The following is a 23,861-nucleotide window of genomic DNA, read 5'->3' on the forward strand; positions in this document are numbered from 1 at the left end:
CCCATGAGCGAGCAACAAACGCCAGCCAACGAGAAGCCGGTCGGCACCCCGCAGGATGATGTCACTCACTTTGGCTTCCGCAATGTGCCGAAAAGCCAGAAGGCCGGTCAGGTCGCCGAAGTTTTCCATAACGTCGCCGGCAAGTACGACCTGATGAACGACCTCATGTCCATGGGCATCCATCGACTGTGGAAACGCTTCACCATCGAGCTCAGCGGCGTTCGCCCGGGGCACCAGGTGCTCGACATCGCCGGTGGCACCGGTGATCTGACCATGAAGTTTTCCGACCTGGTGGGCCCCACTGGCAAAGTCGTACTCGCCGACATCAATGCCTCCATGCTGCAGGTGGGGCGCGGTCGTCTGATGGATCGGGGTTACGCCGGCAACATTGAATTTGCCCAGGCCGATGCCGAACACCTGCCGTTCCCGGATAACACTTTCAATGCAGTGTCTATCGCCTTTGGCCTGCGTAACGTGACCGACAAGGACCAGGCCCTGCGGGACATGGCACGGGTACTCAAGCCCGGCGGCAAACTGATGGTGCTGGAATTCTCCAAGCCCACCAACCCGCTGCTGAACAAGGCGTACGACATGTATTCCTTCAACGCCCTGCCACTCATGGGCCAGCTGATTGCCGGCGACAGCGAAAGCTATAAGTACCTGGCGGAGTCCATCCGCATGCATCCGGACCAGGACACCCTCAAGGGCATGATGGAGCAGGCCGGACTGGTGAACTGCAAGTACTACAACATGACCGGCGGCATTGTTGCCCTGCACGTGGGAATCAAGCCCTGATGTTTCCCGGCCCTACCCTGCTTTCCGCGGTGACCGCCGTCGTCGAGGGCGCGTTGAACCGCGCCCTGGAACTCGACCCGGCCGGTCGCAAGGCGTTGATGAGCGCGTTGACAGGGCCGGTGGAATTCACCCTGACGGCCCCCGTGCCGCTGACGTTTACCCTATATCAGACCGGTGATCGTGTGCAGGTCAGCAGCCAGCCAGCGGAAGATCCGGCTTTACAGCTGGCCGGCAAGCCCATGGCATTCGCGGCGCTGGCCACCGGGGACGACCAGGTGTTCCGCCACGGCCGCATTCAGGTCAGCGGCGACACCGCCCTGGCCCACCAGTTTCAGCGCGCACTGAACCAGCTGGAACCGGACTGGGAAGCCGCCCTGGCCCGCCATATTGGCGATGTGCCAGCCCACTTTATCGGCCAGCGCATTCGCGGTGCCGTGAAGTGGAGCCGTCAGGCCTTTGGCGCCCTCAACGCCAATATCGAAGAGTACGTGCACGAAGAGAGCCGGACACTGCCCGGGCGCCGCGAGCTCGAAGCCACGTTTGAAGACATCGACCAGCTGAGCCTGCAGACTGACAGGCTGGAGGCCCGTGTCAGCCTGCTGGAACGCCACACCCACGAAGAGCCCCCGGAGACACCGTGACCCGCTTGCAACGCCTGTTCCGAATAGCCTGGGTATTTTGCCGTTACCGGCTGGACACGTTCCTGCCCCTGGCCGAGCTGCCCGGCCCGCTCAAGGTGTTTTTCCTGCTCGCCCCCTGGCACCTGTTTCCGCAACCAAAACTGAGCCGTGGCGACCGCCTGCGCCTGGCGATGGAAGAACTGGGCCCGGTGTTCGTGAAGTTCGGCCAGATTCTGTCCACGCGCCGGGACCTGCTGCCGGATGACATGGCCGAGTCACTGAAGCATCTTCAGGACCGCGTCCCCCCCTTTCCCAGCACCGCCGCGCGGGAGATCATCGAAAAGTCCCTGGGCGCACCGGTTGCGGAGCTGTTCAGCGAGTTCTCCGCCGACCCGATGGCCTCGGCGTCCGTCGCCCAGGTGCACGCCGCCACCCTGCTCAATGGCCAGAAAGTCGTGGTCAAGGTACTGCGGCCGGGCATTGAGCGGGTAATTCAGCAGGATCTGGCCCTGATGTACCTGATGGCCGGCCTGCTGGAAAAATACTGGTCCGAGGGCAAACGCCTGCATCCGGTTGAGGTGGTGGCGGACTATGACTCCACCATCCACGATGAACTGGACCTGCAACGGGAAGCCGCCAACGCCAGTCAGTTGCGCCGCAACTTCGACAATTCATCGCTGATCTATATCCCCTTTATTGACTGGGATTACACCCGCAAAACCGTGCTGGTGATGGAGCGCATCCACGGCATACCCATTGCCGATGTGGCGGCGCTGCGGGAAGCCGGCGTGGACATGAAAGTGCTGGCGGAAAAAGGCGTGGAAATCTTCTTCACCCAGGTCTTCCGTGACAGCTTTTTCCACGCCGACATGCATCCGGGCAATATCTTTGTGGATGTCAGCAACCCGGCGGACCCGAAATACATCGCCATCGATTTTGGCATTGTCGGCACCCTGGCACCGGACGATCAGAGCTACCTGGCCCGCAACCTGCTCGCCTTCTTCCGCCGTGATTATCGCCAGGTGGCGCAACTGCATATCCAGTCCGGCTGGGTACCGCCAGATACCCGGGTCAACGAATTCGAGGCGGCCATTCGCACGGTCTGCGAGCCGATTTTCGAGAAGCCGCTGAAGGACATCTCCTTTGGCCACTTCCTGCTGCGACTGTTCCAGACCGCCCGTCGTTTCAACATGGAAGTGCAACCGCAACTGGTCCTGCTGCAGAAAACCCTGCTGAACGTGGAAGGTCTTGGCCGCCAGCTGTACCCGGACCTGGACCTGTGGAGCACTGCCCAGCCCTTCCTCGAAACCTGGATGCGCAAGCGGATTGGCCCGTCCGGGCTGATCAAGTCCCTGCAATCGCATCTTCCGGCCTGGCTTGAACAGTCCCCGGAAATGCCGCAGCTGATCCACGATACCCTCGTACAGCTGCGCAGCTCCGGCCCCACGGAAGAGCAGAATCGCGCTACACTGGAGCTGCTCCGGGAAAACCAGAAGCGGGCAGAGAAACGCTGGCGACGAACCCTTATTGCCGCAGCCCTGGTGGGCGGCGCCTGGGTCAGCGCCCACTACGAACTGCCCACCCTCGCCCAATCACTGCCCCCGTGGGGCTGGGCCATGCTCGCAGTGGCGGCCGGACTGGTCGCCCGGGGCGGTCGGTAACATTTTTTTCAGGATTCACAGAAATGCAAGATTCATCACCTAAAGTCGACAACCCTGACTGGCTGGACGCCATCCGCTGGAATGCAGACGGGCTGGTTCCCGCCATCGCACAGGACGCCACCACTGGCGAGATCCTGATGATGGCCTGGATGAACCCGGAATCCCTGCGGCTAACCACCGAGGAGGGCCAGGCAGTCTACTGGTCGCGCTCGCGGGGCAAGCTCTGGCGCAAGGGCGAAACCTCGGGCCACCAGCAAGTGGTGCATGAAATACGTCTGGACTGTGATGAGGACGTGATTCTGCTGAAAGTGGAACAAAAGGGCGGTATCGCCTGCCATACCGGAAGGCGCAGCTGCTTCTACCGGAAATTTGACGATGGCGCATGGGTTACCACCGCCCCCGTGGTGAAAGACCCGCATACCATCTATGGACCGATCAAAGGGAGCGAACAGAGTGAGTGACGTACTGGAACGACTTGCCCAGGTGCTGGAAGCACGAAAAGAAGCAGATCCTGACAAGTCCTACGTTGCCAGTCTGCACGCCAAGGGCCTGAACAAGATTCTGGAGAAAGTGGGCGAAGAATGCACCGAGACCCTGTTGGCAGCCAAGGATGCGCAGCAGTCCGGGGACACCCGGGACGTGGTTTACGAAACGGCGGATCTGTGGTTTCACAGCATGGTCATGCTATCGAACCTGGGCCTGGGCCCGAAAGAGGTACTGGATGAGCTGGCCCGCCGCTTCGACTTGTCCGGGCTCGAGGAAAAGGCATCCCGGGACAAGTGATGCCATGGGTACCCCTTCCGGGGGTTTCCGCAATGCTGTCCCGGTAACGTACAATGGCATGCAACAGCAACATTAGAGTGAGGATCCCGTGATGGGTATCAGTATCTGGCAACTTCTTATTGTACTCGGCATCGTTATCCTGTTGTTCGGAACCAAAAAGCTCCGCAACATTGGCAGCGATCTGGGCGGCGCTATCCGCGGCTTCAAAAAGTCCATGAACGACGAGGACAACAAACCCTCCGATCAGAACTCCCTGGAAGACAAGGACAACAAGGAAGAGCCGGTAGCCCACCAGACCAGCCCGGAAGAAAAACCCCGGGACAAAACCACTGGCTGAGACCGGGCTGAATGTTTGATATCGGCTTTGTCGAGCTATTGATCTGTGGCGTGATCGCACTGCTGGTCCTTGGCCCTGAACGCCTGCCCACGGCAGCGCGGGCAGCTGGCCGCTGGATTGGCGGTGCCCGCCGCATGGTTAACCAGTTCACCTCGGAACTGGATCGCCAATTAAAAGCTGAAGAACTGCGTGAGGAGCTACGCAAAGCGGGGGATGTTGGCCTCGACGACGTCGAGAAGAGTGTTCGTGGCGCCCTTGATGAGGCCAAAAAATACGAACACATGATTCTGCCGGAGGATCGGGCAACCAAGCCCAGGCCAGCACCCGCAACCCGCCGGACAGCCGAAACCAAGGCACCTGCGGAGCCTGCCCCACAGCAAAGCCCGGAACCGACACCCGCTACTGAGCAAACCACCAGCGAGCGTCATCCAGAACCCCATCCGGATCAGGAAAACGCGTCGGATAATCGTTCATGACCAACAAGCCTGACGGCAACCACACCCCGGATTCATCAACGGCCCAGCCCGACATGCCCCTGATCGAGCATCTGCTGGAGCTGCGCAATCGCCTGTTGAAAATGGTGCTGGCGGTGGTGATCTGCTTCGCCGCGATCTATCCGTTCGCCAATGAACTTTACCTGCTGATGTCACAGCCCCTGCGGGAACTGCTGCCGGTTGGCCAGACCATGATCGCCACCGACATTACCTCGCCCTTTTTCGCGCCGCTGAAACTGGCGCTGGTATTGGCAGTCTTCGCCGCGATCCCGGTGATCCTCTACCAGATCTGGAGCTTTGTTGCCCCCGGCTTGTATGCCCATGAAAAGCGGCTGGCGTTTCCCCTGCTGTTCACTTCCGTGATCCTGTTCTATCTGGGCGCAGCCTTCGCCTACTTCGTGGTGTTTCCCCTGGTGTTCGGTTTCTTCACCGCCATCGGCCCGGAAGGCATCGTCGAGCTACCGGACATCACCAGCTACCTCAATTTTGTGCTGAAAATGTTCTTCGCCTTTGGCGTGGCGTTCGAAATTCCCATTGCGACCATCCTGCTGGTGCTGACCGGTGCCACCACCCCCGCGGACCTGGCCGCCAAACGGCCCTACATTGTGGTCGCCTGCTTTGTAATCGGCATGCTGCTGACGCCTCCGGATATCATTTCCCAGACTCTGTTGGCGGTGCCCATGTGGTTTCTGTTCGAGATGGGCATCATCTTCAGCAAGCTTGCGGTGCGTAAAACAGACGACACAGAAACCGGTGAAGCGACGGGCGAATGAACCTGGCACTGCTGTTTGAAGAAGATTTTGTTGCCGCAGACCGCGCCGTGCTGTGTGGTCGTCGGCTGTCACACCTCCATGAGGTTTTGAGGGTTGCCGAGGGCGATCTGATTCCCGTGGGCAGAGTGAATGGTGACATCGGTACCGGTCGGGTGCTGAGCCTCACCGACGCGCAGGCAGACATTCTGGTGGAGCTGTCAGAGCCGCCGCCATCGCCACTGCCGTTGACGCTGGTCCTCGCCATGCCCCGGCCGAAAATGTTCCGCCGTGTGCTGCAAACCTGCGCCACCCTGGGTGTGAAAGACATCTGGCTGATCAACAGCTACAAGGTGGAAAAGAGTTTCTGGCAAACGCCCTGGCTGTCCGAAGACAACCTGCGGGAGAACATGGCCCTGGGCCTCGAACAGGCACGAGACACCCTGCTTCCAACGGTGCATATCCGCAAGCTGTTCAAGCCATTTGTGGAGGATGAGTTACCGGCACTGCTACGGGGCAAACGGGCACTGGTGGCTCACCCGGGCACCTCATCACCCTGCCCCACGCACCTGGACCGCCCCACCGCACTCTGTGTCGGCCCGGAAGGGGGATTCACCCCCTACGAGGTCGGCAAGCTGGAAGAGGCCGGGTGCGAGAGCGTCCACCTTGGCCCGCGGATTCTGAGGGTGGAAACCGCGGTACCGGTGCTGGTCAGCCGCCTGTTCGACGCCTGCCGGTAAGTCAGGCGGAGCGCGCTTCCCACCATTTCAGCAACGGCGTGATGATTGCCACCAGCAATCCACCCGCCAGGACACCGAACAGGCCGTTCGCCAGGGTTGGGATCAAGGCGCCGGCAACGCCGCTGAAGCCCTCGGCAACGTGATGAATCGCGTCATAGACCGGGGGCAGACCATGGGTGAGGATACCGCCGCCCACCAGAAACATGGCGATGGTGCCGAGAATGGACAGGGTTTTCATCATATAGGGCGCAAGCCAGAGAATGCCATTGCCCATCCACTGCGCGATGGCACTGTCTCTCTGGCTGAGATACAGGCCGCCATCATCCAGCTTCACGATACCCGCCACCAGGCCATACACACCCACCGTGATCATCACCGCCACAACGGTCAGTACCATAAACTGCATGCCAAATGTCTGGGTGGTCACAGTGCCCAGCGTGATCGCAATAATTTCCGCTGACAGGATAAAGTCTGTCCGTATCGCGCCCTTGATCTTGTCCTTCTCGACCGATTTCATATCGACATCAGGATTCTTCAGCGCTTCGTGGAGGTCGGCTTTGTGTTCGTCGTCTTCCTGCTTGTGCAGGAACTTGTGAGTCAGCTTCTCGAAGCCTTCGAAACAGAGGAAGGCACCGCCGAGCATAAGCAGGGGCGTCACCAGCCAGGGCACGAAAAAGCTGATGGCCAGGGCTGCCGGCACCAGGATGGCCTTGTTGATCATCGAGCCCTTGGCGACCGCCCACACCACCGGCAGTTCCCGGGCCGGTTTTACACCGGTGACCTGCTGGGCATTGAGGGCAAGATCGTCCCCCAGCACGCCGGCGGTTTTCTTGGTGGCGGCTTTGGTCATCAGGGCAACGTCATCCAGCACGGTGGCGATGTCGTCTATCAGTACAAGCAAACTGCTTCCAGCCATGACACGTTCCTATGTCGAGTTGTAAAAGGGTAAGGTTTAACGATCCTTCAGGCGTCCAGCCCCATGGCTTCAGCCGCAATCCGGTTCTTCACCGGCCCGAGCTGGTTCAGCCAGCGCATGCCGGTATTGCGCAACCAGCGCACAGGCAGTTCATCGCGGGCAAAGAGCTGTTTGAAGCCTTCCATGGCGGCCATCATGGTGAGGTTTTCACCCTTGCGGCGGCGCTGATAACGGCCGAGCACCAGGTCATCAGCCGCACTGAGGCCAGCCTTTCTTGCCCGAGCCAGCTCGTCCAGCAACGCCCGCACATCGCCGTAGCCCAGGTTGGCCCCCTGTCCGGCCAGAGGGTGGATTGTGTGGGCCGCATCACCCACCAGGGCAAACCCGGGGGCAATATAGTCCTTGGCATGGCGCTGGCGCAATGGAAACGCGAAGCGGCGGGAAACGGCCTCGACTGCGCCCAGCTCCCGCTCTATGGCCCGTTCCAGCTCGCCGGCAAAGGTGTCATCGTCCAGCGCCATCAGGCGGCGGGCTTCTTCGGTATCCTGGGACCAGACAATTGAGCAGAAATGCTCATCCCCGCCTTCCGTCAGCAACGGCAGGAACGCCAGTGGCCCGGTGGGCGAGAATCGCTGCCAGGCGGTGAACCGGTGGCTCTGGCTGGTTTTGACGGTGCACACGATGGCCAGCTGGTCATAATCCCACTCGCGGGTGGGTAATCCCACCCACTGGCGCAGCCGGGATTGGGCACCGTCAGCCGCTACCACCAGATCCGCCGCCAGGACGCTGCCATCTTCAAGTTCGATGCCACGCAGACCTTCTGGCCGGCCCTCATCCTGCCACCAGCCAGTGACTTTCACGCCATCAATCAGCTCGACATCACTCTCAGCCAACGCCGCCAACAGCCCCCGCACTATGTGGCGGTTTTCAATGATGGTACCGAGAGACCGGGCCTGCAGCTCTGCCGCTTCAAACTGGATGCGACCGGTCCCATCACCGTCCCATACGGTCATGGTCTGGTACGGGCAATGACGACCCGCCACGATGGCTTCCCAGACACCCAGTTCTGCAAGCAGGCGTTGACTGGCTACGGAAATCGCGCTGACCCGGGGTTCAAAATCATCCACACCCTTCGCCGGGGCCGGGGCTTCCAGCAAGACCTGTCGCTCACTGCTTTCCACCAGCGCCACCCGCCAGCCCTGGCGCGACAGGCCCAGCGCCAGAGCGGAGCCCACCATGCCGCCACCGACTACCAATATGTCAAACTTCCGTGGTTCACTCATGCTTTACGGACTCCCTGCTCGTCCGGGCCGGATGATCAATCACTGCGCGGCGGCCGCCGATGCCCATGGCCTTGCGGGCAAACCAGCGTTTGGCGCCCGGCAGCAGGTCGAGCCCCACCAGCCCGGCATCACGGGCGGCCGCCAATGGCGGCGGGGACTGGCCAAAAAGTCGGATCAATGAATCCGAGAACTGAACCGTTTGCTGCCAGTCTTGATGGTGAAGCGTCTGATAGCGCTTGAGAACACCCAGATCACCAATGGGTGTCCCCTGCGCCACCGCCAGACGGAACTGTTCCACCAGCGTCATCAGCCCGCGCAGGGCCAGGTTGAAGCCCTGCCCGGCCACCGGGTGCAAGGCATGGGCGGCATTGCCCACCAAAGCGACGCCGGGGCGTACCGGCTCATCCACGGTGGTCAGTTTCAGGGGGTAGTGGTTGCAGGCGCCCATTCGGGTAAACCGCCCCAAGCGCCAGCCAAACCGTTGCTGTAGCTGCCGGCACCTGTCGTCATCAGGCAGGGCCAGGAGCTCTTCAAGCGCCTCGTCCGTCAGAGTCCACACCAGGGCCGACTGGTGGCCGGCACGGGACGGTGAACCGTGGGGCAACAGCGCCATGGGGCCGGCGTCAGTGAAACGCTCGAAGGCGGTATAACGGTGACTTTCCGCAGTGGAGACGTTGGCGATCAGGGCATTCTGGCCGTAATCGTGCGTGCGGACCTGGAACCCGAGGGTTTCCCGCAAGCCGGAGCGACCGCCATCGGCCACCACCAGGCACTGGGCGGTCAGCTCACGGGTATCTTCGCCGGATTTTACCGATACCCTGACGCCCTCCGGCAGCGGCATCATATCCACCACCTCGGCGGGCGCTTCCCATTGCACATGGGTTTCCAGCAGCTCCCGCATCAGGCACAGGCCCATCCAGCGGTTGTCGGCCACATAACCCAGTGCGGCCTGATCATGCTCGGCGGCATGCAGGCGGGTGGCGCCAAAACGCCCACGATCAGACACATGAATGTGTTCAATGGGCGTGGCATGTTCCGACAACCGCGACCACAACCCCAGCTCCTCAAAGATCAGCCGGGAACCCCAGGCCAGCGCGGTGGAGCGGGCGTCGTAACTGGGCTGGTAGCTGTCCGGCAATGCCTCCGGAGAGAGCGGAAAGGCCTCCACGACAGTCACCCGCAACGAAGGCACGGCCTTCGCCAGCGCGAGCGCCAGGGTTGCACCGGCAAGGCCGCCGCCGGCAATGATCAGATCGGTATCAGGCCTGGTCACCGGGTCAATCCGCCATCAGTGCTTCAATATCGGCGATGGTCTTGGGCACGGCCTCTGTCAGTACGCGACAGCCTTCTTTGGTGACCACCACATCGTCTTCAATACGGATGCCAATGCCCCGCCACTTTTCATCAACATCGGTGTTGTCCGGCGCGATATACAAACCGGGCTCCACCGTCAGCGTCATGCCCGGCTCCAACTGACGCCATGCGTCGCCTACCTTGTAGTCACCGACATCGTGCACATCCAGCCCCAGCCAGTGGCCGGTACGGTGCATGAAGAAGGGCTTGTAGGCTTCCTGTTCAATGGCGTCGTCAACAGAGCCGGACAACATACCAAGATCAATCAACCCCTGGGTCAACACCCGCAGGGCGGCTTCGTGGGGGTGGTTCCAGTGATTACCGGGGCGCACAGCTTCAATCGCCGCGTACTGCGCAGACAGCACCACCTCATACACCGCCTTCTGCTCGGCGCTGAAGCGACCGCTGACCGGGAAGGTGCGGGTGATATCCGAGGCATAGCAATCCACTTCACAGCCTGCGTCGATCAGCACCAGGTCGCCGTCGTTCAACGGCGCGCCGTTTTCGATGTAGTGCAGGATACAACCATTGGCACCGGAGCCGACGATGGACGGATACGCCGTGGAACGGGCACCGTGATCCATGAAGGTATGAATCAGTTCCGCCTCCAGGTTGTATTCGTAACCGCCCTTGCGGGCCCGTTTCATGGCACCGCAATGGGCCTTTGCGCTGATCTCGCCCGCTTTCGCCATCACCTTGATTTCATTGGCGCTCTTGTACAGACGCAAGTCGTGGAGCAAGTGCTCCAGGGCGACAAACTCTCCCGGGGGATGGGCACCGGCGCGCACCTTGCTGCGGATCACCTTGACCCAGTCCATGACCCGCGCGTCAAAATTGTGATCCTTGCCCAGCGGGTAGTAGACCCGGCTGCGACCTTCGATCATGCCCGGCAGGATGTCGTCAATGTCGGAAATCGGGAAGGCATCGTCCAGCCCGAACTTTTCAATCGCCCCTTCCGGGCCCGCCAGGAAACCGTCCCACAGCTCTTTCTCGGGGTTGCGCTCCTTGCAGAACAACACCGACTCCCCGTGCTCGCGCCCGGGGATCAGTACCAGCACCGCTTCCGGCTCGCCAAATCCGGACAGGTACTGAAAGTCACTGTCCTGACGAAACGGGTGGAGCACGTCGCGGTTGCGAACAGATTCCGGAGCCGCCGGCACAATTGCAATGCTGTCAGGAGCCATCAGCTCCATCAGTTTGCGACGACGATCGGCAAATTCTTTAACGGGTATCATTGACGGCATAACCTCTCCCGCAGGCACGTACCTGCTCAGTGCAGTGTCGGAGTATCCGTGGCCGGCTTTTCTGGCGGGTTGAATTCGGTGAACACCGCCAGCGCCCCCAGGCGCACATATTCCACAATTTCCATCAGTTGCTGTTCGCTCTCATCGTCCGCGTCTTCCTCCTCGGACACCTGACTGATGGCCACCATGTCCTCAATCAGCTCGCGAATCTCGTCCGGGGCCTGGCCCAGGGATTCACCTGCGGACAACGCCATGCCCTCCAGGAAACCGCGCACCCAGGAGGTCAGCGCTTCCAGACGCTGATCAATGGCATAGTCATCGTCCGGCATTAGCGGATGAAAACTCATGTCCGTCGCTTTCAGCAAGGCCAGGGTCTGGTCGTAGGCGGCCTGCATGAAATCCTTCAGGTCCGCAGACTCTTCGGCAGCGGTATCCGGCAGCCCCATGTGTTCGCAGACCATGGCCAACCACTCTGATTCATCTATCCGGGCGCCGGCGGCCAGCCGTCCACACAGGACGCCATGAAGTTCGGAAGGGTGACTGAAAGCTTTGTGCGCGGTAAAGATGTTGGCCCAACGCTCGAACGCGGCGGCGCGGGCGGCACCTGAGGTGTCGGTTTCTGACATGAAACGGAACGGTCCTGTATCACTGGATTTAGGGGTCTATCCTAGCATCCGGGCGCGTGGAAGACACTCGCCCTCTTGATTCAGACCGCCAGATGATCAATTATGTTATAACATATCAAAATCAGCGGAATCAGACGCCATGAAGACCATCCCCAGACAAACCCTATCCAGAACAGCCCTGAGCGTTGGTATGGCCGCGCTACTGGTGACAGGCACAGCCGTCGCCGGCGACAATCCCGGCGCTCACCGTCATGGCTATGGGCAACTGCAAATGGCGGTTCAGGGAGGAAGTATTGATCTGCTTTTTACCTCTCCGGCCTACAACCTCGCCGGTTTTGAGCGACAGGCCCAAACCCCGGAAGAAAAAGCCAGGCTGGCAGAGATTGCGGACTGGCTGAGCAACAACCCACTGATCGATACGGCCCCAGGCTCCTGCGTCGTCATGGCCGGTTCGGTTCACCATAGCGGGCCTGCCGGGCAACCTGACAAGGACCATCATCACGAAGACAAACACCACCACGAAGACGAGCATCACCATGAGTCGGAGGACGAAGGCCATCGCGAATACGAGGTCTCTCAGCAACTGGAATGCCAGACCCTGACAGCCGGCCAGGCGTTCTCAAGCCCGCTGAAAGTCAGGTTCCCGAACCTTGAGGTTCTGACGGTGGAATGGGTGGGCCCTGCCGGACAAGGCAGCACACGGCTTGGCGAGGGCGAATCCACATTCCAGTTGGGTGACTAAGGCCGGTATACCGGCCTTACTGCTGGTACCGCTCTACCTTCTCGGCGACCACGGAGTAGGACGATTTGGCAATATCGTTCTCGGTACTCTCGACAACCAGCGTACCCTCGACCCAGACCGGATCGTAAAGCGCCTCGAGGGTAAAGCCCTCTTTGTACTTTACGTGGATGATCTGGTTCGGGGGCGGCGGCGGAACGTGGATACAGGCACCGTAATACGGCACCAGGAAGAACTCGAGAATACGCATGTCTTCGGTGGTTTTCAGGGGCACCACAAAGCCGGGAATTTTTCCGGACACCCCATCCATGCCGGGCACCACACGACCGGTCATGATCTCGTCCGGCAGCGTAGGCGGGCCATCTCCCTCATGGACGATTTCTGGCATACTCTCCAGCAAATTCAGATCTTCTTCCGGCATCAGTTCCAGCCAGTCAATTTCCCGGTCGGCCGCCGTGGCGACACCCAGGAATGCCGCCAGACAAATGGTGACAGCGCCCCGAAGCAAACGACGGGAATACACAGAGAAGATTGAAGACATGCGTGAAGCCGAAAACATAAAACGCCTACCTAAGAGTTTGTGGGCAAATCATACACCGAATCAGCGCAAGCGCACATGACCAACCAGACATCCAGACAGAGCAAGAGTTCCGCAACCGCCGAGCAGGCCGTCACCACCCACAGCCTGTGCTATCAGTGGCCCCACAGCAACGTCGCGCTGCAATTTCCGGACATCACCCTTGAACGCGGTGAGCACCTGTTCATCAAGGGGCCCAGCGGCAGCGGCAAAAGCACACTCCTGAGCCTGCTGGCCGGCATGGTACGGCCGACCTCCGGCTCGGTTTCACTGCTGGGCGAGGATATTACGCCCTTTTCCAATGGGCAGCGGGACCGTTTTCGTGCCGACCACATGGGCGTCATTTTTCAGCAGTTCAACCTTGTGCCCTACCTCACCACGCTGGGCAATGTCACCCTGCCATGCCGGCTTTCCAGCAAACGCCAACGGCTAGCCAGACCGGAACCCTCACAAGAAGCCGAGGGATTGCTGACCGAACTGGCGATTCCCCACAGCCACTGGCACCAGCCGGTCACCCGCCTCAGCGTGGGACAGCAACAACGGGTGGCCGCTGCCCGCGCCCTCATCGGCCACCCCGAACTGATCCTTGCCGACGAACCCACCTCGGCGCTGGATACCGACAACCGGGACCGGTTTATCGAACTACTTCTGACCCTGGCGCACAGAGCAGGCTCCTCGGTGATCTTTGTCAGCCACGACCAGGGCCTGGCCACGCACTTTGACCACGAACTTTTCCTGGAGGTGCACCCATGAAGGCCGGCCTTGCATTTTCCCTGGCCTGGGCCAGCCTGTGGCACCGGCGCCGCGTGCTCGCCCTGGTGACATTGACCCTGACCCTCAGCGTGACGCTGTTGCTGGGGGTTCAGTACCTGCGCACCGAGGTCCGCCAGTCGTTCACCAACACCATTTCGGGCACCGACCTGATTGTCGGCGCCCGCAGCGGGCAACTGAACCTGCTTCTGTACACCGTGTTCCACATCGGCGATGCCACCAACAACATCCGCTGGTCCACCTATCAGGGGCTGACCGGGGATGACCGCATCGACTGGACGGTTCCGCTGTCCCTGGGTGACAGCTATCGCGGCCATCGCGTTGTCGGCACGGACGCGGGCTTCATCCAGCACTTCCAGTATGGCCGGGACCAGGCACTCAAGCTTGGTGATGGCCAATGGTTTGACGATGTCTTCGATGTGGTTCTCGGGGCGGAAGTGGCCCGCAAACACGGCCATTCGCTGGGCGATCAACTGATCCTGTCCCACGGTGGCGGCCGCACCAGCTTCTCCAACCACAAGGACACTCCCTTCACCGTAACCGGCATTCTGGCGCCCACAGGGACACCCGTGGACCAGGCGGTCTACATCAGCCTGGAAGGCATGGAGGCCATGCACATCGGCTGGGAATCCGGGGTGGCGATCCCGGGAAGGACCGTATCCCCCGCTCAGGCCAGGGAGCGCGACCTGACCCCAGATACCATCACGGCAGCCCTGGTGGGTATCGAGCGCAAAGTGATGACGTTCCAGGTGCAGCGCCAGATCAACGAGTCGCAGGTGGAACCACTGTCAGCCGTGCTGCCGGGTGTAGCGTTGAGTGAGCTCTGGCGCATCATGGGGCAGTTCGAACGCGCCCTGTTGGGCATTACCGGCTTTGTGGTGGTGATCAGCCTGATTGGGCTGATCGCCGTGCTGCTGACGCTCCAGGCCCAGCGCAGCCGTGAGATTGCCATTCTCCGTGCCACCGGCGCCTCGCCGGGACTGGTCGCCGCACTGCACGTGATCGAATGTCTTTTCCTCGCCGTTATTGCCTGCCTGCTGGCCGTGCTGCTCGGTGCCGGTGGACTGACGTTGCTCGGCCCCTGGCTGCTGGAGCACTACGGGATACAGATCAGCCTGCGCCCCCTGGCGACGCCGGAATGGATCATTCTCGCCGCAGTGCCGGCCACATCGGCCCTGGTCGGCCTCTTCCCGGCGCTGCAAGCATGGCGACAGGGCCGAAGCCAGGGGCTCAGTCACGGCTCCGGTGAGTGACAGTCATCACGCATCCGGGGCCATGACAACCCTGTAAATTGACCGGGTTGCAGTCCACACTTATAGTTACTTGCATCTATAACCACAGGCGTTGACGCAATCATGGAACAGTCCGAACTACAGGCATTGGCGGACAAACTGGACAAGCTCATTGAGCGCTGCCGCAAACTGGAACGGGATAATGCTGCCCTCAGGGAGTTGCAGGATGACTGGAACCGGGAACGCGCGCAGTTAATGCACAAGAACGATCTTGCCAAAAACAAGATCGAAGCCATGATTGGCCGCCTACGGGCCCTGGAGCACCACTAAATGGCAAAACAGCAGCCCACCACCGTTGAAGTCAAAATCCTCGACAAGGAATATCTGGTTGCCTGCCCGGAGGACGCTCGCGAAGCACTGGTTCAGTCAGCCCACCACCTGGACAGCAAAATGCGGGAGATCCGCGCCAGCGGCAAAGTATTCGGTACCGAGCGTATCGCCGTCATGGCAGCCCTGAACATCACCCACGATTTGCTCGAGCGTGACACCATGTCCGACACCGCCAGCGCTATCCTGGAAGCCATGGACGACAAACTGGATACCGCCCTGGGAGAAACGTCGGGGCAATAGGCCGATAACGTTAGTTCACGATTCAGGTGTTGCAATCGGCCCCGCTGATACCCGTATAATGTCATTAACTTCCTGGGCTGTTCGCTGGTCGGATACGTCCTCGAGCCGATGCGCACTACCCAGGTGGCTACTTCAGGGCATTGTGAGCACGTCCCCTTAGGGGGAAAGCCTAATATGTCACAGCGGCCACCGACCTTGAACTTTGGGTTCAAGGGCCACATCTGATGACGGCAGCCCGGGAAGCTTTATTTTCTAGCCTCTTCAGTCAATTATCCAACGCCTTGCCCTGCCATCTCGTCTCCTGGGAACCTATTAACCTGCGGCAACGCGCCGAACGTTGATCAGCACCGGTTGCCGGGTCTTCCATCAGGTCACAGGTGATGTGGTACAGCGACTGCAAGAGCGACGGCGTCACTACGTCCACCGGACGCCCCTCAGCAACGATGCACCCATCCTTCATCGCCACCAGGTGATCAGCATAACGACAGGCGCTGGCCAGGTCGTGAACCACCATGGCAACGGTTTTGCCGCTATGGGCCAGGCGGCGGATCAGCTCAAACACTTCGACCTGATGACCAAGATCCAGTGCCGACGTAGGCTCATCCAACAATAGCAGCGGTGTCTGCTGGGCCACCGCCATGGCAATCCACGCACGCTGGCGCTGCCCGCCCGACAGGGTGTCCAGGGCGCGCTCGGCCAGATCAGCCACATCCGCCGCCGCAAGCGCGCCCTGCACCGCCTGCTGATCCTCCGGAGACCAATGCCTTAACCAACCCTGATGGGGTTGGCGACCAAAGCGGATCAGGTCAAGCACGGTCATCCCCTCCGGGGCGGACGTCTCCTGCGGCAGCAGGGCCAGCTTACGCGCCACCTCCCGGGAGGGCCGGGTCTGGATATCCCGACCATCCAGGACCACCTCGCCGGAGCGGGGCCGGTGAATGCGTGCCAGGCCATTCAGCAGGGTGGACTTGCCACACCCGTTGGGACCCACGATGGCGGTTACCTTGCCGTCGGGTAGTCTCAGGTCGAGGTTTTCCATCACCCGGTAGTTTCCATGGGCCATGGTCAGTTTCCGTGCCGTCAGGCGATTTGCGGTGCCAGGTGTCATTGCAGGTGTCCGGATGGTCGTTTTAACAGGATCCACAGAAGATAAGGGCTACCGGCCAAAGCGGTGACGATGCCCACAGGAATTTCCAGCGGCGTCAGCATAAGCCGCCCCGACAGGTCCGCCAGCACCATAATGCTGGCCCCCGCCAGGGCCGAAGCCAGCAAAGGCACATAGCCAGGACGGTTCAGAGCCCGCGCCAACTCCGGGGCGATCAGCGCCACCATACCCACCGGACCGGCCACCGCCACAGCCAACCCCGTCAGTACCACCGACAGCGCCAGCCCCCCGGCGCGAATGCGCCCCGGGCGACGGCCCAGACCCACAGCGACCGCGTCCGGGAACTGGAGCGTTGCCAGCCCGCGGGACAACATCAGACAAAGGGGCCATACCAGCAGGCATCCGGCGGCAAGAACCCAGATGGTGGTCGTGTCTCGGGCATTCAGGCTGCCCACAGCCCAGGGGTAGGCGGCATTGGCGTCATCAATCGCGACGCGGCTCAACATCAGTTGGGTCGCAGCACCGGCGATGGCGCCAATGCCCAGCCCGGTGATGATAAAACGGTAACCCCGGGTGCCGCTGCTTCCGGAGAGCCCGAATGCCAGTGCCGTAGCGGTGGCGGCCCCCGCCAGGGCCATCGCCGGTGGCGCCAGGGTGATCCCGGTCCCGACCACTGAGGCCACGGCGAACGCCGTCGCAGCATTGTCGATGCCAATGATGCCAGGAGTCGCCAGCCGGTTGCGGGCAAGGGTCTGCATCAGGCACCCGGCCAGGGCAAAGGCTGCGCCAGTCAGCACGGCCGCCAATGTGCGCGGTAAACGCAGTTCGTTGACCACAAACACGTGCATCGGCGAGCCCTCCCCCGCCAGGGCCCGTGCGGCCTGACCCGGCGTCATCGCCACGGTGCCAAGGGAGAGGCTCGCGATACCGCACAGCAGCAGTATGCCCAAGAGCAGCAGATTGGTTACGGTTGCCCGCCGATACAATTGATTCATCACAGCGTTGGCATCCGTCGTGCGCGAACGATCGCCAGCAATACCGGCGCACCGATCAGGGAGGTAACCACGCCCAAAGGCAGTTCCGTAGGTGCGGCCAACAAGCGCGATATGGTATCCGCCAGCAGAACCACAGCGGGCCCCAGCGGCAGACATAACCACAGTGTCTTGCGGATATCCGCTCCCGCCAGGGCACGGGCCAGGAAAGGCACCACCATGCCCACAAACACCAGTGGGCCAGCCAGCGCGGTGGCACCGCCCACCAGCAGAGCCACCGCAAAGACCACCAACAGACGAATCCTCCCCGGATGGTGGCCAAGACCGGCCGCTACCCGCTCCCCCAGCGCCAGGGAGGCCAGCGGTTGCGCCACCGCCACCACGATGGCGCCCGCAAACAGCAGTGAGGGCAAGGTTGCGAACAGCTGGGACCATGGCCGGCCGGCAATACTGCCAGTTACCCAGAAGCGGATTTCATCCGCAGCCCGCTGGTCCGCCAGCATCAACAGGGAGGTCATGGCCAGCAGCAAGCCGGACAGGGTGGCCCCCGCCAGCACCAGCCGTACCGGATCATTTCCCAAACCCTGCATGCGCGAGGCGGCAATCACCAGGGAACAGCCAGCGAGGGCGCCGCCCTGCGCCACCAGCGTGGTAACGGTGGCCGTGCTGGCGCCCAACAGAATGGCCAGGGCAACCGCAAACGCACTGCCGGCACTCACACCCAGCAACCCAGGCTCCGCCAGCGGGTTGCGTGTCATGGTCTGCAGCAAGGCGCCCGCCACCCCGAGCGCCAGTCCGGTGGTAACACCCACCGCCAGCCTGGGCAATCGCAATTCAGCCAGTACGAAGCGAGCTTCTTCGCTACCGCCACCAGCGAGAACCGACAGCGCATCGCCCACGGTAACCGGCCCGGCACCCAGTAACAGACTGGCCAGGCAAATCAGCGCCAGCACCAACATGGCCCCAATAAAGTTGATGGGCCGGCCCCCGGGAACCCAGTCCATCAGCACTGCGGTCTTTGTCGTCAAAGCTATTGTCCGGTCACCGCTGCCGCTATGTCATCAAGTATCCTGCCGGCCGCAATTGGCCCGGTAGCACTGGACCAGATCTGACCGTCTACCGGGACAACCCGATCGCTATCAACCGCCTGCAACCGGCGGAATGCAGGTAACCGACGCGCCGACTCCAGGGCCTCCTCCCCATCTTCGTTCAGAGTCGCCAGGAACAGCCAGCTGCGGTCAATCATGGCCAGGTTTTCCTGGCTCAGCGGCGAACTGTGGGGTCGGCCTTCCTTGACGATGCCACCGTCACGGACGTCAAAACCGACGGCCTCCAGCAGGGTGGCGGAAAAGATGCCCGGCGCCATAACCAGCGCGCCCTGGGGCATCCAGCGCACCACGGCGGTATCGCGCTGCTCTTCAGGGATAGCGGCGCGGACCAGAGCAGACACCTCGGCGATACGTGCCTGCACCCTGCCAATGGCTTCCTCAGCCTGCTGCTCGCGATTCAGCGCCCGGGCAAACAGGCGGGTTTCGCGGATCCAGCTATCACTCTGGTAGGCGGGGACATCCGGAACAATGGTCGGCGCAATGGCGGACAGCAATCGGTACTGCTGCTCATTGGTGCGGGAGGATGCCAGGATGATGTCCGGCTGCAGGGCGATGACCGCTTCCAGGTTGGTTTCCGCCGGCGCGCCGACGATCTCGATGTCACCAGCCTGCGGCTGAATGTATTCCGCCACCGAAACGCCGCCCCGGGTAATGATCGCACCGACGGGCTCGGCGCCGGAGGCAATGGCGGCATCGAGGGCGCCCTCGTACAGGGTCACGATGCGTTCCGGCATGCCGTCCACCGTGACCTCTCCGAAAGCGGTGCCCAGGGTGCGGGAGCCGGCCTGAGCTACAGAACAGGTCAGCACCAGCAGAGTCAGGGTGAAAAGCTGGCGGCAAAACTGCCGCAAAGGTGTGCTGTTTGCGTGAATCATTACGGGTGAAACTCCATCAGAAACCAACGTTCAGTGCCAGCCAGTAGCGGCGGCCATCTTCGACATAACCGTATTCATCAAAGGTGACGTCCTTATCAAACAGGTTGTAGACACCTGCCCTCACCTCGGTGTTATCGGTCAGGCGATAGCCCAGCCCGGTATCCACCACGGTGTAGGAGGGTGCAATGGTGGCGTCCTGGGACGGGCCGGTGTTGGGCTGACTTTCCTTACCGCGGTAGGTTGCCCGGAGCCACGGTGAAAGCCGGTCGTTGGGGTACCAATTCAGGGAAAGAGAGGCGAGGTGCTCCGGCAGCTGGGTCAACGGCTCGCCCTCGTACTCACCACTTTTTTGCTCCGAATCTGTGTAGGTGTAGCTGGCGCCGACCTCCAGGGTGTTGCCGATCGGGCTGTTCAGGCCGATCTCCACGCCGCGGGTCACGGCTTCATCCACATTGATGCGATACGTGGGATCAGAGCCGAACTGGTTCGGTCCGGCGTCACAGATACTCTGGGGGCAGACAACACGGGTAATCTTGTCGTCAAAATCGTTATGGAAGACGGTGATGTTGCTGCTGAATCCTCCGGGCACCCGGTAGTGCAGTGACAACTCCTTGTTCAGGGAGGTTTCCGGCTCCAGGTCCGGGTTACCGTAAACATCACCACCGCGACTGATCTGGCCCCAATCGGGTGTTATTTCCCGCAGGTTGGGTGAACGGAAGCCAGTCGACACACCCCCTTTCAGGGTCCAGCGTGATGCCAGCCCCCATACGCCGTATAGCCTTGGGCTGACATGGCTGCCGTAGTTTTCATCATCATCCAGACGTACACCGCCGGTCAGCGCAAAACGGTCTGTCATCATCCATTCGTCTTCGGCGAACAGCGCCCACTGGGAACCTTCTACCCGGGTGCGATCGGAGATCTGGTTGGTGGTTCTGTCGTCCAGCTCCTCTTCTTCGTAATTCACCCCGACGGTGAGCATATGATCTGCGATCGGCACCACCAGGCTGGATTTGGCCACGGTGTTGGTGATCTCGATCTCACGGGTCTCATTCTCCACCGTTTCCCGCTGGACATAGGTGTCAGTGGTCCCAAGACTCCAGCGGCCATTGTGGGACAGTGCCAGGTATTTCCTGAAGTGACTGTTATCCACGTCGGAACAACCGCCCCGACAGCCCTCCTCGGGCGCGGACACCCCCATGAATGACCGCCGGCGCTGATCGACAATTCCGCTCTCCACCGTAAAGTCGTGATTCTCGCCGGGAGTGAAGGACAGCCGGCCAGTCACGCTCTGCAGTTCCTTCTCCTCAAAACCGTTGATGATGCCGTCTTCCTCACGGCTGTACTGACGGCCGTAGATCTGCAGCCCCACCAGGTCGGTGGCCAGGAGACCGCCTACCGCGAAGTTGGTCTGGTAGATGTTGCCGGAGTCCTGATCTTCCTGGATGGTGGTATCCAGTTGCAGCTCACCGCCCCATTGCCGGGGAACCTTGCGGGTGATGACGTTGATCACTCCGCCGATGGCATCGGAGCCATACAGGGTGGACATGGGCCCGCGGATGACTTCAATCCGCTCAATCGCGCTCAGCGGCGGTAGCCAGTCCTGCTCAAAACCGGCGCTGCCATTGGGGCGACTCTCCCGACTGGACACCCGCTTGCCGTCCACCAGCAACAAGGTGTAACTGGCCGGCATACCACGCAGGGTGATGTCCGCTCCGTTATCGCCGGCACCGCCGCCGGTGATAATCACACCAGGCACGTCCCGCAGGGCATCGGTAATGTCCCGGTAGGCGCCCTGTTCTATCTTTTCACGGCTGATGACACTGATAGAGGCCGGTGCATCCGTCGCCTGCTGCTCATGCCCGGTCGCGGTAACCACCAGCTCATCCAGGGCCGCGGGTTCCTGGGCAATGACCGCTGCCGGCGCTACGCCCATGGCCACCAACATAGCGTGCGGTACCCACCTGAAACAGTGGAAAGTCCTTGAGTCCATCATGCGCTATCCTTTGATCATTAATCATTATTCGCGAATGATAATACTTCTCATTGGAGGCAAGAAGGTGATAAGGTGGCACGCGTCGTTGCAAATAATGGAACTCGTGCTTTATGTATGACCTGAAGGAGCTCGAAGCCTTTGCCGTAGTGATACGCTCTGGCAGCCTGAGCCTGAGCGCGCGCGAGCTTGACCTGCCAAAATCCACCCTGAGCCGGCGCATTCGGCAGTTGGAAAGCAGCGTCGGCCAACCGCTGCTGAGACGTGAATCCAACCAGCTGATTCCCAATGAAGCGGGCCGGGTCTTTTACAAGTACTGCAACGAAATGCTCGTCCTGGCCCAGCAGGGATCAGAAGCGTTGAACGAACTGCGGGAGAACATCACCGGGGAACTGGTGCTGAGATCACACGAGGCATTTATCCGGGGCTGGTTTGCCCAGGTGGCGGAAACCTTTATGACGCATCATCAGGGCGTCAATATCAGGGTTCACACCCAGACCCAGGCCCCTTCCGACCAGGCCGACGGCGTTTGCCTCTGGCTTGGCGACCCCGGCGAAAGCCCTCTGCGCCAGGAACTTCTCGGCTCCCTGACTCAGGGCGTCTACGGTCACCCTGACTACCTGAACGCCCGGGGGCGACCGCAAAATCCGGGCGACCTGGGGCAGCACACCTGGGTGGACTTACTCGGCAATCAGCCCGGTTCGCCAGCACTGACCCTGCACCACAGCCGACACGGCATCTATCCGCTCCAGCCTCCGGTATCCTGCCTCCAGTTCGACCAGTACTGCCTGCAAGGAGATGCGATTGTCAGAAAACAGGGGCTGGGATTGATGCCCCATTGGATGGTGGAGCGCAGACTACAGGCCCACCCCGGCACCCTGGAATTGTGCCTGCCGGAATGGCGTGGCCCCTCACTGCCGGTGTGGCTGCTGTATCCCCATGGCAGCCTGCCTCGACGGGTCCGGGCATTCCTGTCCCATGTTCGCAACTCGATACCTCAGGGCTGGTGTGACCGACACGCAGCATGACGCTACGGCGCTGACCAGACCGGCGTCGCAAACGGGAACGGATGGGCTGCCCCCGGATCGGTGACCCCGTGTCTGCACCTGAGAGTAACTGCTAGAATCTAACACGACATCTGATCAGCGCCTGGATTCAGGAACCACCCACACGGCAGCCCGGGAAACGTATTTTGAGCCAGTTTATTGCCCCCCAACCGTTCGAAGCACACCCTGACAAGCGGTCCCGCAGGGCCCTGCGCAAGGAACTCCGGCAAAAGCGGCGGTCACTCACCCCGGAACAACAGCAACGGGCCGCTGAGAACCTCGCCCTGAACCTTCTCGGCAACCCGGATCTGCACCGGGCAAGACACATCGCGGTATATCTGCCCAACGACGGCGAAATTGATCCTCACACCTACCTGTCGGTAGCCCGGCGCAAGGGCATTCGTTTCTACCTGCCGGTGCTGCACCCGATTCACCACGGCAAACTGGTATTCAGCCCCTATGACAATGGCGTGCGACTGGTCAGCAACCGTTTCGGCATCCCGGAACCCCCTTTCCACAAGGGCCTCAAACGCCCGGCGTGGGCGCTGGATGCGGTTCTGTTTCCACTGGTCGGATTCGATGAATCAGGCGGGCGATTGGGCATGGGGGGAGGTTTCTATGACCGGACATTCGCGTTCACCAGAATCCGGCCCAGGCTGGCGCCCAAGCTGATCGGTATTGCCCATGACTTTCAGAAGGTATCGGAGTTGCCCATTGAACCGTGGGACGTGCCCTTGCACAGTATCGTCACGGACCGGCGCTGCTACCGGGTTGCTTAGCGGTTATCGCCACGGGTAGCGGGAACCAGTACGACTTCACTGGCGACGGCGCGAGCTTTGGCTTCCTGCTTTTCTTCAGAGGCCTGCAGCGAAGTAAAGCCGGTGATCACAAGGCCAACAGCGAATATCAGCACAAGCGCCCTCAGGATGTCAGGCTTGCGTTCCATGATGCGTTTCTCCAACTCCCGAAAGGGTAAAAACTCGTTAAATCAGTGAGCTATTATTGTTTTTTAAGAATTAGACGAAAGACTAACACGCATCTCGATATTTACAATTTTTGACAGATTAAAGTTTTGTAAGGCCAGTAAATACCAAGCTCTGACGGAACCGGGCCGTGGGTGGGGCTTCCGAAACTGTGCGCGCCCGGGGTGTGCGGGACCATCCTGCCGAAACACGCTCAAGCACATCCCTGTGA

28 protein-coding genes and 1 other RNA gene are annotated in these 23,861 nt (G+C 61.0%); 17 read left to right on the plus strand and 12 right to left on the minus strand.

All coding sequences use genetic code 11. From position 1 onward, the window contains the following. Positions 1–3: 3 nt before the first annotated feature. From ubiE to ACJO3M_RS17810, 9 genes are all read left to right on the plus strand, one after another. On the plus strand, positions 4–795 hold the full coding sequence (ubiE, locus tag ACJO3M_RS17770; protein ID WP_406987672.1) for a bifunctional demethylmenaquinone methyltransferase/2-methoxy-6-polyprenyl-1,4-benzoquinol methylase UbiE: 792 nt from the start codon (positions 4–6) through the stop codon (positions 793–795). Continuing rightward, the gene (locus ACJO3M_RS17775; RefSeq protein WP_407002722.1) at positions 795–1,436 is read left to right on the plus strand and encodes a ubiquinone biosynthesis accessory factor UbiJ; all 642 of its coding nucleotides are present in this window, start codon (positions 795–797) and stop codon (positions 1,434–1,436) included. Before ubiE ends, ACJO3M_RS17775 begins: the two co-directional genes overlap by 1 nt. Beyond that, complete coding sequence (ubiB, locus tag ACJO3M_RS17780) at positions 1,433–3,076, plus strand: ubiquinone biosynthesis regulatory protein kinase UbiB (protein WP_407002723.1); 1,644 nt, start codon at positions 1,433–1,435, stop codon at positions 3,074–3,076. Before ACJO3M_RS17775 ends, ubiB begins: the two co-directional genes overlap by 4 nt. 23 nt (positions 3,077–3,099) lie before the next feature. Beyond that, complete coding sequence (gene hisI, locus ACJO3M_RS17785; protein WP_407002724.1) at positions 3,100–3,537, plus strand: phosphoribosyl-AMP cyclohydrolase; 438 nt, start codon at positions 3,100–3,102, stop codon at positions 3,535–3,537. Beyond that, the gene (locus ACJO3M_RS17790; protein WP_407002725.1) at positions 3,530–3,859 is read left to right on the plus strand and encodes a phosphoribosyl-ATP diphosphatase; all 330 of its coding nucleotides are present in this window, start codon (positions 3,530–3,532) and stop codon (positions 3,857–3,859) included. Before hisI ends, ACJO3M_RS17790 begins: the two co-directional genes overlap by 8 nt. Before the next feature lie 91 nt (positions 3,860–3,950). Further along, the gene (gene tatA / locus ACJO3M_RS17795; protein ID WP_407002726.1) at positions 3,951–4,196 is read left to right on the plus strand and encodes a Sec-independent protein translocase subunit TatA; all 246 of its coding nucleotides are present in this window, start codon (positions 3,951–3,953) and stop codon (positions 4,194–4,196) included. An 11-nt stretch (positions 4,197–4,207) separates the two neighbouring features. Then, positions 4,208–4,672 carry a Sec-independent protein translocase protein TatB gene (tatB, locus tag ACJO3M_RS17800; RefSeq protein ID WP_407002727.1) on the plus strand — a complete coding sequence of 155 codons (465 nt, stop codon included), beginning with the start codon at positions 4,208–4,210 and terminating at the stop codon, positions 4,670–4,672. Beyond that, positions 4,669–5,463, plus strand: coding sequence for a twin-arginine translocase subunit TatC (tatC, locus tag ACJO3M_RS17805; protein WP_407002728.1), 795 nt, complete (start codon positions 4,669–4,671; stop codon positions 5,461–5,463). Before tatB ends, tatC begins: the two co-directional genes overlap by 4 nt. Then, positions 5,460–6,179, plus strand: coding sequence for a 16S rRNA (uracil(1498)-N(3))-methyltransferase (locus tag ACJO3M_RS17810; RefSeq protein ID WP_407002729.1), 720 nt, complete (start codon positions 5,460–5,462; stop codon positions 6,177–6,179). Before tatC ends, ACJO3M_RS17810 begins: the two co-directional genes overlap by 4 nt. 1 nt (position 6,180) lies before the next feature. On the opposite strand, the gene ACJO3M_RS17815 is transcribed toward ACJO3M_RS17810, so the two are convergent. From ACJO3M_RS17815 to ACJO3M_RS17835, 5 genes are read right to left on the minus strand one after another with little or no spacing between them, the layout of a single operon-like run. Further along, positions 6,181–7,095, minus strand: a complete 915-nt coding sequence (locus tag ACJO3M_RS17815) for a DUF808 domain-containing protein (protein WP_407002730.1) — start codon at positions 7,093–7,095, stop codon at positions 6,181–6,183. A gap of 47 nt (positions 7,096–7,142) precedes the next feature. Continuing rightward, on the minus strand, positions 7,143–8,378 hold the full coding sequence (locus tag ACJO3M_RS17820) for a UbiH/UbiF/VisC/COQ6 family ubiquinone biosynthesis hydroxylase (protein WP_407002731.1): 1,236 nt from the start codon (positions 8,376–8,378) through the stop codon (positions 7,143–7,145). Next, a complete protein-coding gene (gene ubiH / locus ACJO3M_RS17825) occupies positions 8,371–9,651 on the minus strand; it encodes a 2-octaprenyl-6-methoxyphenyl hydroxylase (RefSeq protein WP_407002732.1) in 1,281 nt (426 codons plus the stop codon). The genes ACJO3M_RS17820 and ubiH overlap by 8 nt, the downstream gene beginning before the upstream one ends. Before the next feature lie 4 nt (positions 9,652–9,655). Beyond that, on the minus strand, positions 9,656–10,975 hold the full coding sequence (gene pepP, locus ACJO3M_RS17830) for a Xaa-Pro aminopeptidase (RefSeq protein WP_407002733.1): 1,320 nt from the start codon (positions 10,973–10,975) through the stop codon (positions 9,656–9,658). A gap of 26 nt (positions 10,976–11,001) precedes the next feature. Next, positions 11,002–11,601, minus strand: coding sequence for a UPF0149 family protein (locus tag ACJO3M_RS17835; protein WP_407002734.1), 600 nt, complete (start codon positions 11,599–11,601; stop codon positions 11,002–11,004). Positions 11,602–11,740: 139 nt separating this feature from the next. Here ACJO3M_RS17835 and ACJO3M_RS17840 point away from each other — a divergent pair, with 139 nt between their 5' ends. Then, the gene (locus ACJO3M_RS17840; RefSeq protein ID WP_407002735.1) at positions 11,741–12,343 is read left to right on the plus strand and encodes a ZrgA family zinc uptake protein; all 603 of its coding nucleotides are present in this window, start codon (positions 11,741–11,743) and stop codon (positions 12,341–12,343) included. Positions 12,344–12,359: 16 nt separating this feature from the next. On the opposite strand, the gene ACJO3M_RS17845 is transcribed toward ACJO3M_RS17840, so the two are convergent. Beyond that, on the minus strand, positions 12,360–12,881 hold the full coding sequence (locus tag ACJO3M_RS17845; RefSeq protein ID WP_406987696.1) for a DUF3299 domain-containing protein: 522 nt from the start codon (positions 12,879–12,881) through the stop codon (positions 12,360–12,362). A gap of 75 nt (positions 12,882–12,956) precedes the next feature. On the opposite strand from ACJO3M_RS17845, the gene ACJO3M_RS17850 reads away from it, so the two are divergent. The 5 genes from ACJO3M_RS17850 to ssrS all read left to right on the plus strand — a co-directional run bounded on the left by ACJO3M_RS17850 (position 12,957) and on the right by ssrS (position 15,796). Beyond that, positions 12,957–13,670 (plus strand): ABC transporter ATP-binding protein, encoded by a 714-nt coding sequence (locus ACJO3M_RS17850; RefSeq protein ID WP_407002736.1) that lies wholly within the window; start codon positions 12,957–12,959, stop codon positions 13,668–13,670. Next, entirely contained in the window at positions 13,667–14,941 is a 1,275-nt protein-coding gene (locus tag ACJO3M_RS17855) for an ABC transporter permease (protein WP_407002737.1), read from the plus strand. The genes ACJO3M_RS17850 and ACJO3M_RS17855 overlap by 4 nt, the downstream gene beginning before the upstream one ends. A gap of 102 nt (positions 14,942–15,043) precedes the next feature. Next, positions 15,044–15,250: a TIGR02449 family protein gene (locus ACJO3M_RS17860; protein WP_012136985.1), complete on the plus strand. Its 207-nt coding sequence runs from the start codon at positions 15,044–15,046 to the stop codon at positions 15,248–15,250. Then, on the plus strand, positions 15,251–15,550 hold the full coding sequence (locus ACJO3M_RS17865) for a cell division protein ZapA (protein WP_407002738.1): 300 nt from the start codon (positions 15,251–15,253) through the stop codon (positions 15,548–15,550). It begins immediately after the preceding gene. A gap of 66 nt (positions 15,551–15,616) precedes the next feature. Continuing rightward, positions 15,617–15,796: non-coding RNA, 6S RNA (gene ssrS / locus ACJO3M_RS17870), on the plus strand. A gap of 19 nt (positions 15,797–15,815) precedes the next feature. Here the strand turns inward: ssrS and ACJO3M_RS17875 are convergent. The 5 genes from ACJO3M_RS17875 to ACJO3M_RS17895 are packed head-to-tail and all read right to left on the minus strand — an operon-like array spanning position 15,816 to position 21,576. Continuing rightward, positions 15,816–16,658: an ABC transporter ATP-binding protein gene (locus tag ACJO3M_RS17875; protein ID WP_407002739.1), complete on the minus strand. Its 843-nt coding sequence runs from the start codon at positions 16,656–16,658 to the stop codon at positions 15,816–15,818. Then, a complete protein-coding gene (locus tag ACJO3M_RS17880) occupies positions 16,655–17,650 on the minus strand; it encodes a FecCD family ABC transporter permease (protein ID WP_407002740.1) in 996 nt (331 codons plus the stop codon). Before ACJO3M_RS17880 ends, ACJO3M_RS17875 begins: the two co-directional genes overlap by 4 nt. After that, the gene (locus ACJO3M_RS17885) at positions 17,650–18,675 is read right to left on the minus strand and encodes a FecCD family ABC transporter permease (RefSeq protein WP_407002741.1); all 1,026 of its coding nucleotides are present in this window, start codon (positions 18,673–18,675) and stop codon (positions 17,650–17,652) included. The genes ACJO3M_RS17880 and ACJO3M_RS17885 overlap by 1 nt, the downstream gene beginning before the upstream one ends. 2 nt (positions 18,676–18,677) lie before the next feature. Next, positions 18,678–19,631 (minus strand): ABC transporter substrate-binding protein, encoded by a 954-nt coding sequence (locus ACJO3M_RS17890; RefSeq protein ID WP_407002742.1) that lies wholly within the window; start codon positions 19,629–19,631, stop codon positions 18,678–18,680. Positions 19,632–19,647: 16 nt separating this feature from the next. Next, the gene (locus ACJO3M_RS17895; RefSeq protein ID WP_407002743.1) at positions 19,648–21,576 is read right to left on the minus strand and encodes a ligand-gated channel protein; all 1,929 of its coding nucleotides are present in this window, start codon (positions 21,574–21,576) and stop codon (positions 19,648–19,650) included. A gap of 158 nt (positions 21,577–21,734) precedes the next feature. Between ACJO3M_RS17895 and ACJO3M_RS17900 the strand changes: the two genes are divergently transcribed. Next, on the plus strand, positions 21,735–22,649 hold the full coding sequence (locus ACJO3M_RS17900; RefSeq protein WP_407002744.1) for a LysR family transcriptional regulator: 915 nt from the start codon (positions 21,735–21,737) through the stop codon (positions 22,647–22,649). A 164-nt stretch (positions 22,650–22,813) separates the two neighbouring features. Beyond that, positions 22,814–23,446, plus strand: coding sequence for a 5-formyltetrahydrofolate cyclo-ligase (locus ACJO3M_RS17905; RefSeq protein WP_407002745.1), 633 nt, complete (start codon positions 22,814–22,816; stop codon positions 23,444–23,446). On the opposite strand, the gene ACJO3M_RS17910 is transcribed toward ACJO3M_RS17905, so the two are convergent. Then, a complete protein-coding gene (locus tag ACJO3M_RS17910) occupies positions 23,443–23,613 on the minus strand; it encodes a hypothetical protein (RefSeq protein ID WP_407002746.1) in 171 nt (56 codons plus the stop codon). The genes ACJO3M_RS17905 and ACJO3M_RS17910 overlap by 4 nt on opposite strands. Between the last annotated feature and the right edge of the window lie 248 nt (positions 23,614–23,861).

The organism is Marinobacter alkalisoli (genome assembly GCF_045449795.1).
Classification (GTDB): Bacteria; Pseudomonadota; Gammaproteobacteria; order Pseudomonadales; family Oleiphilaceae; genus Marinobacter.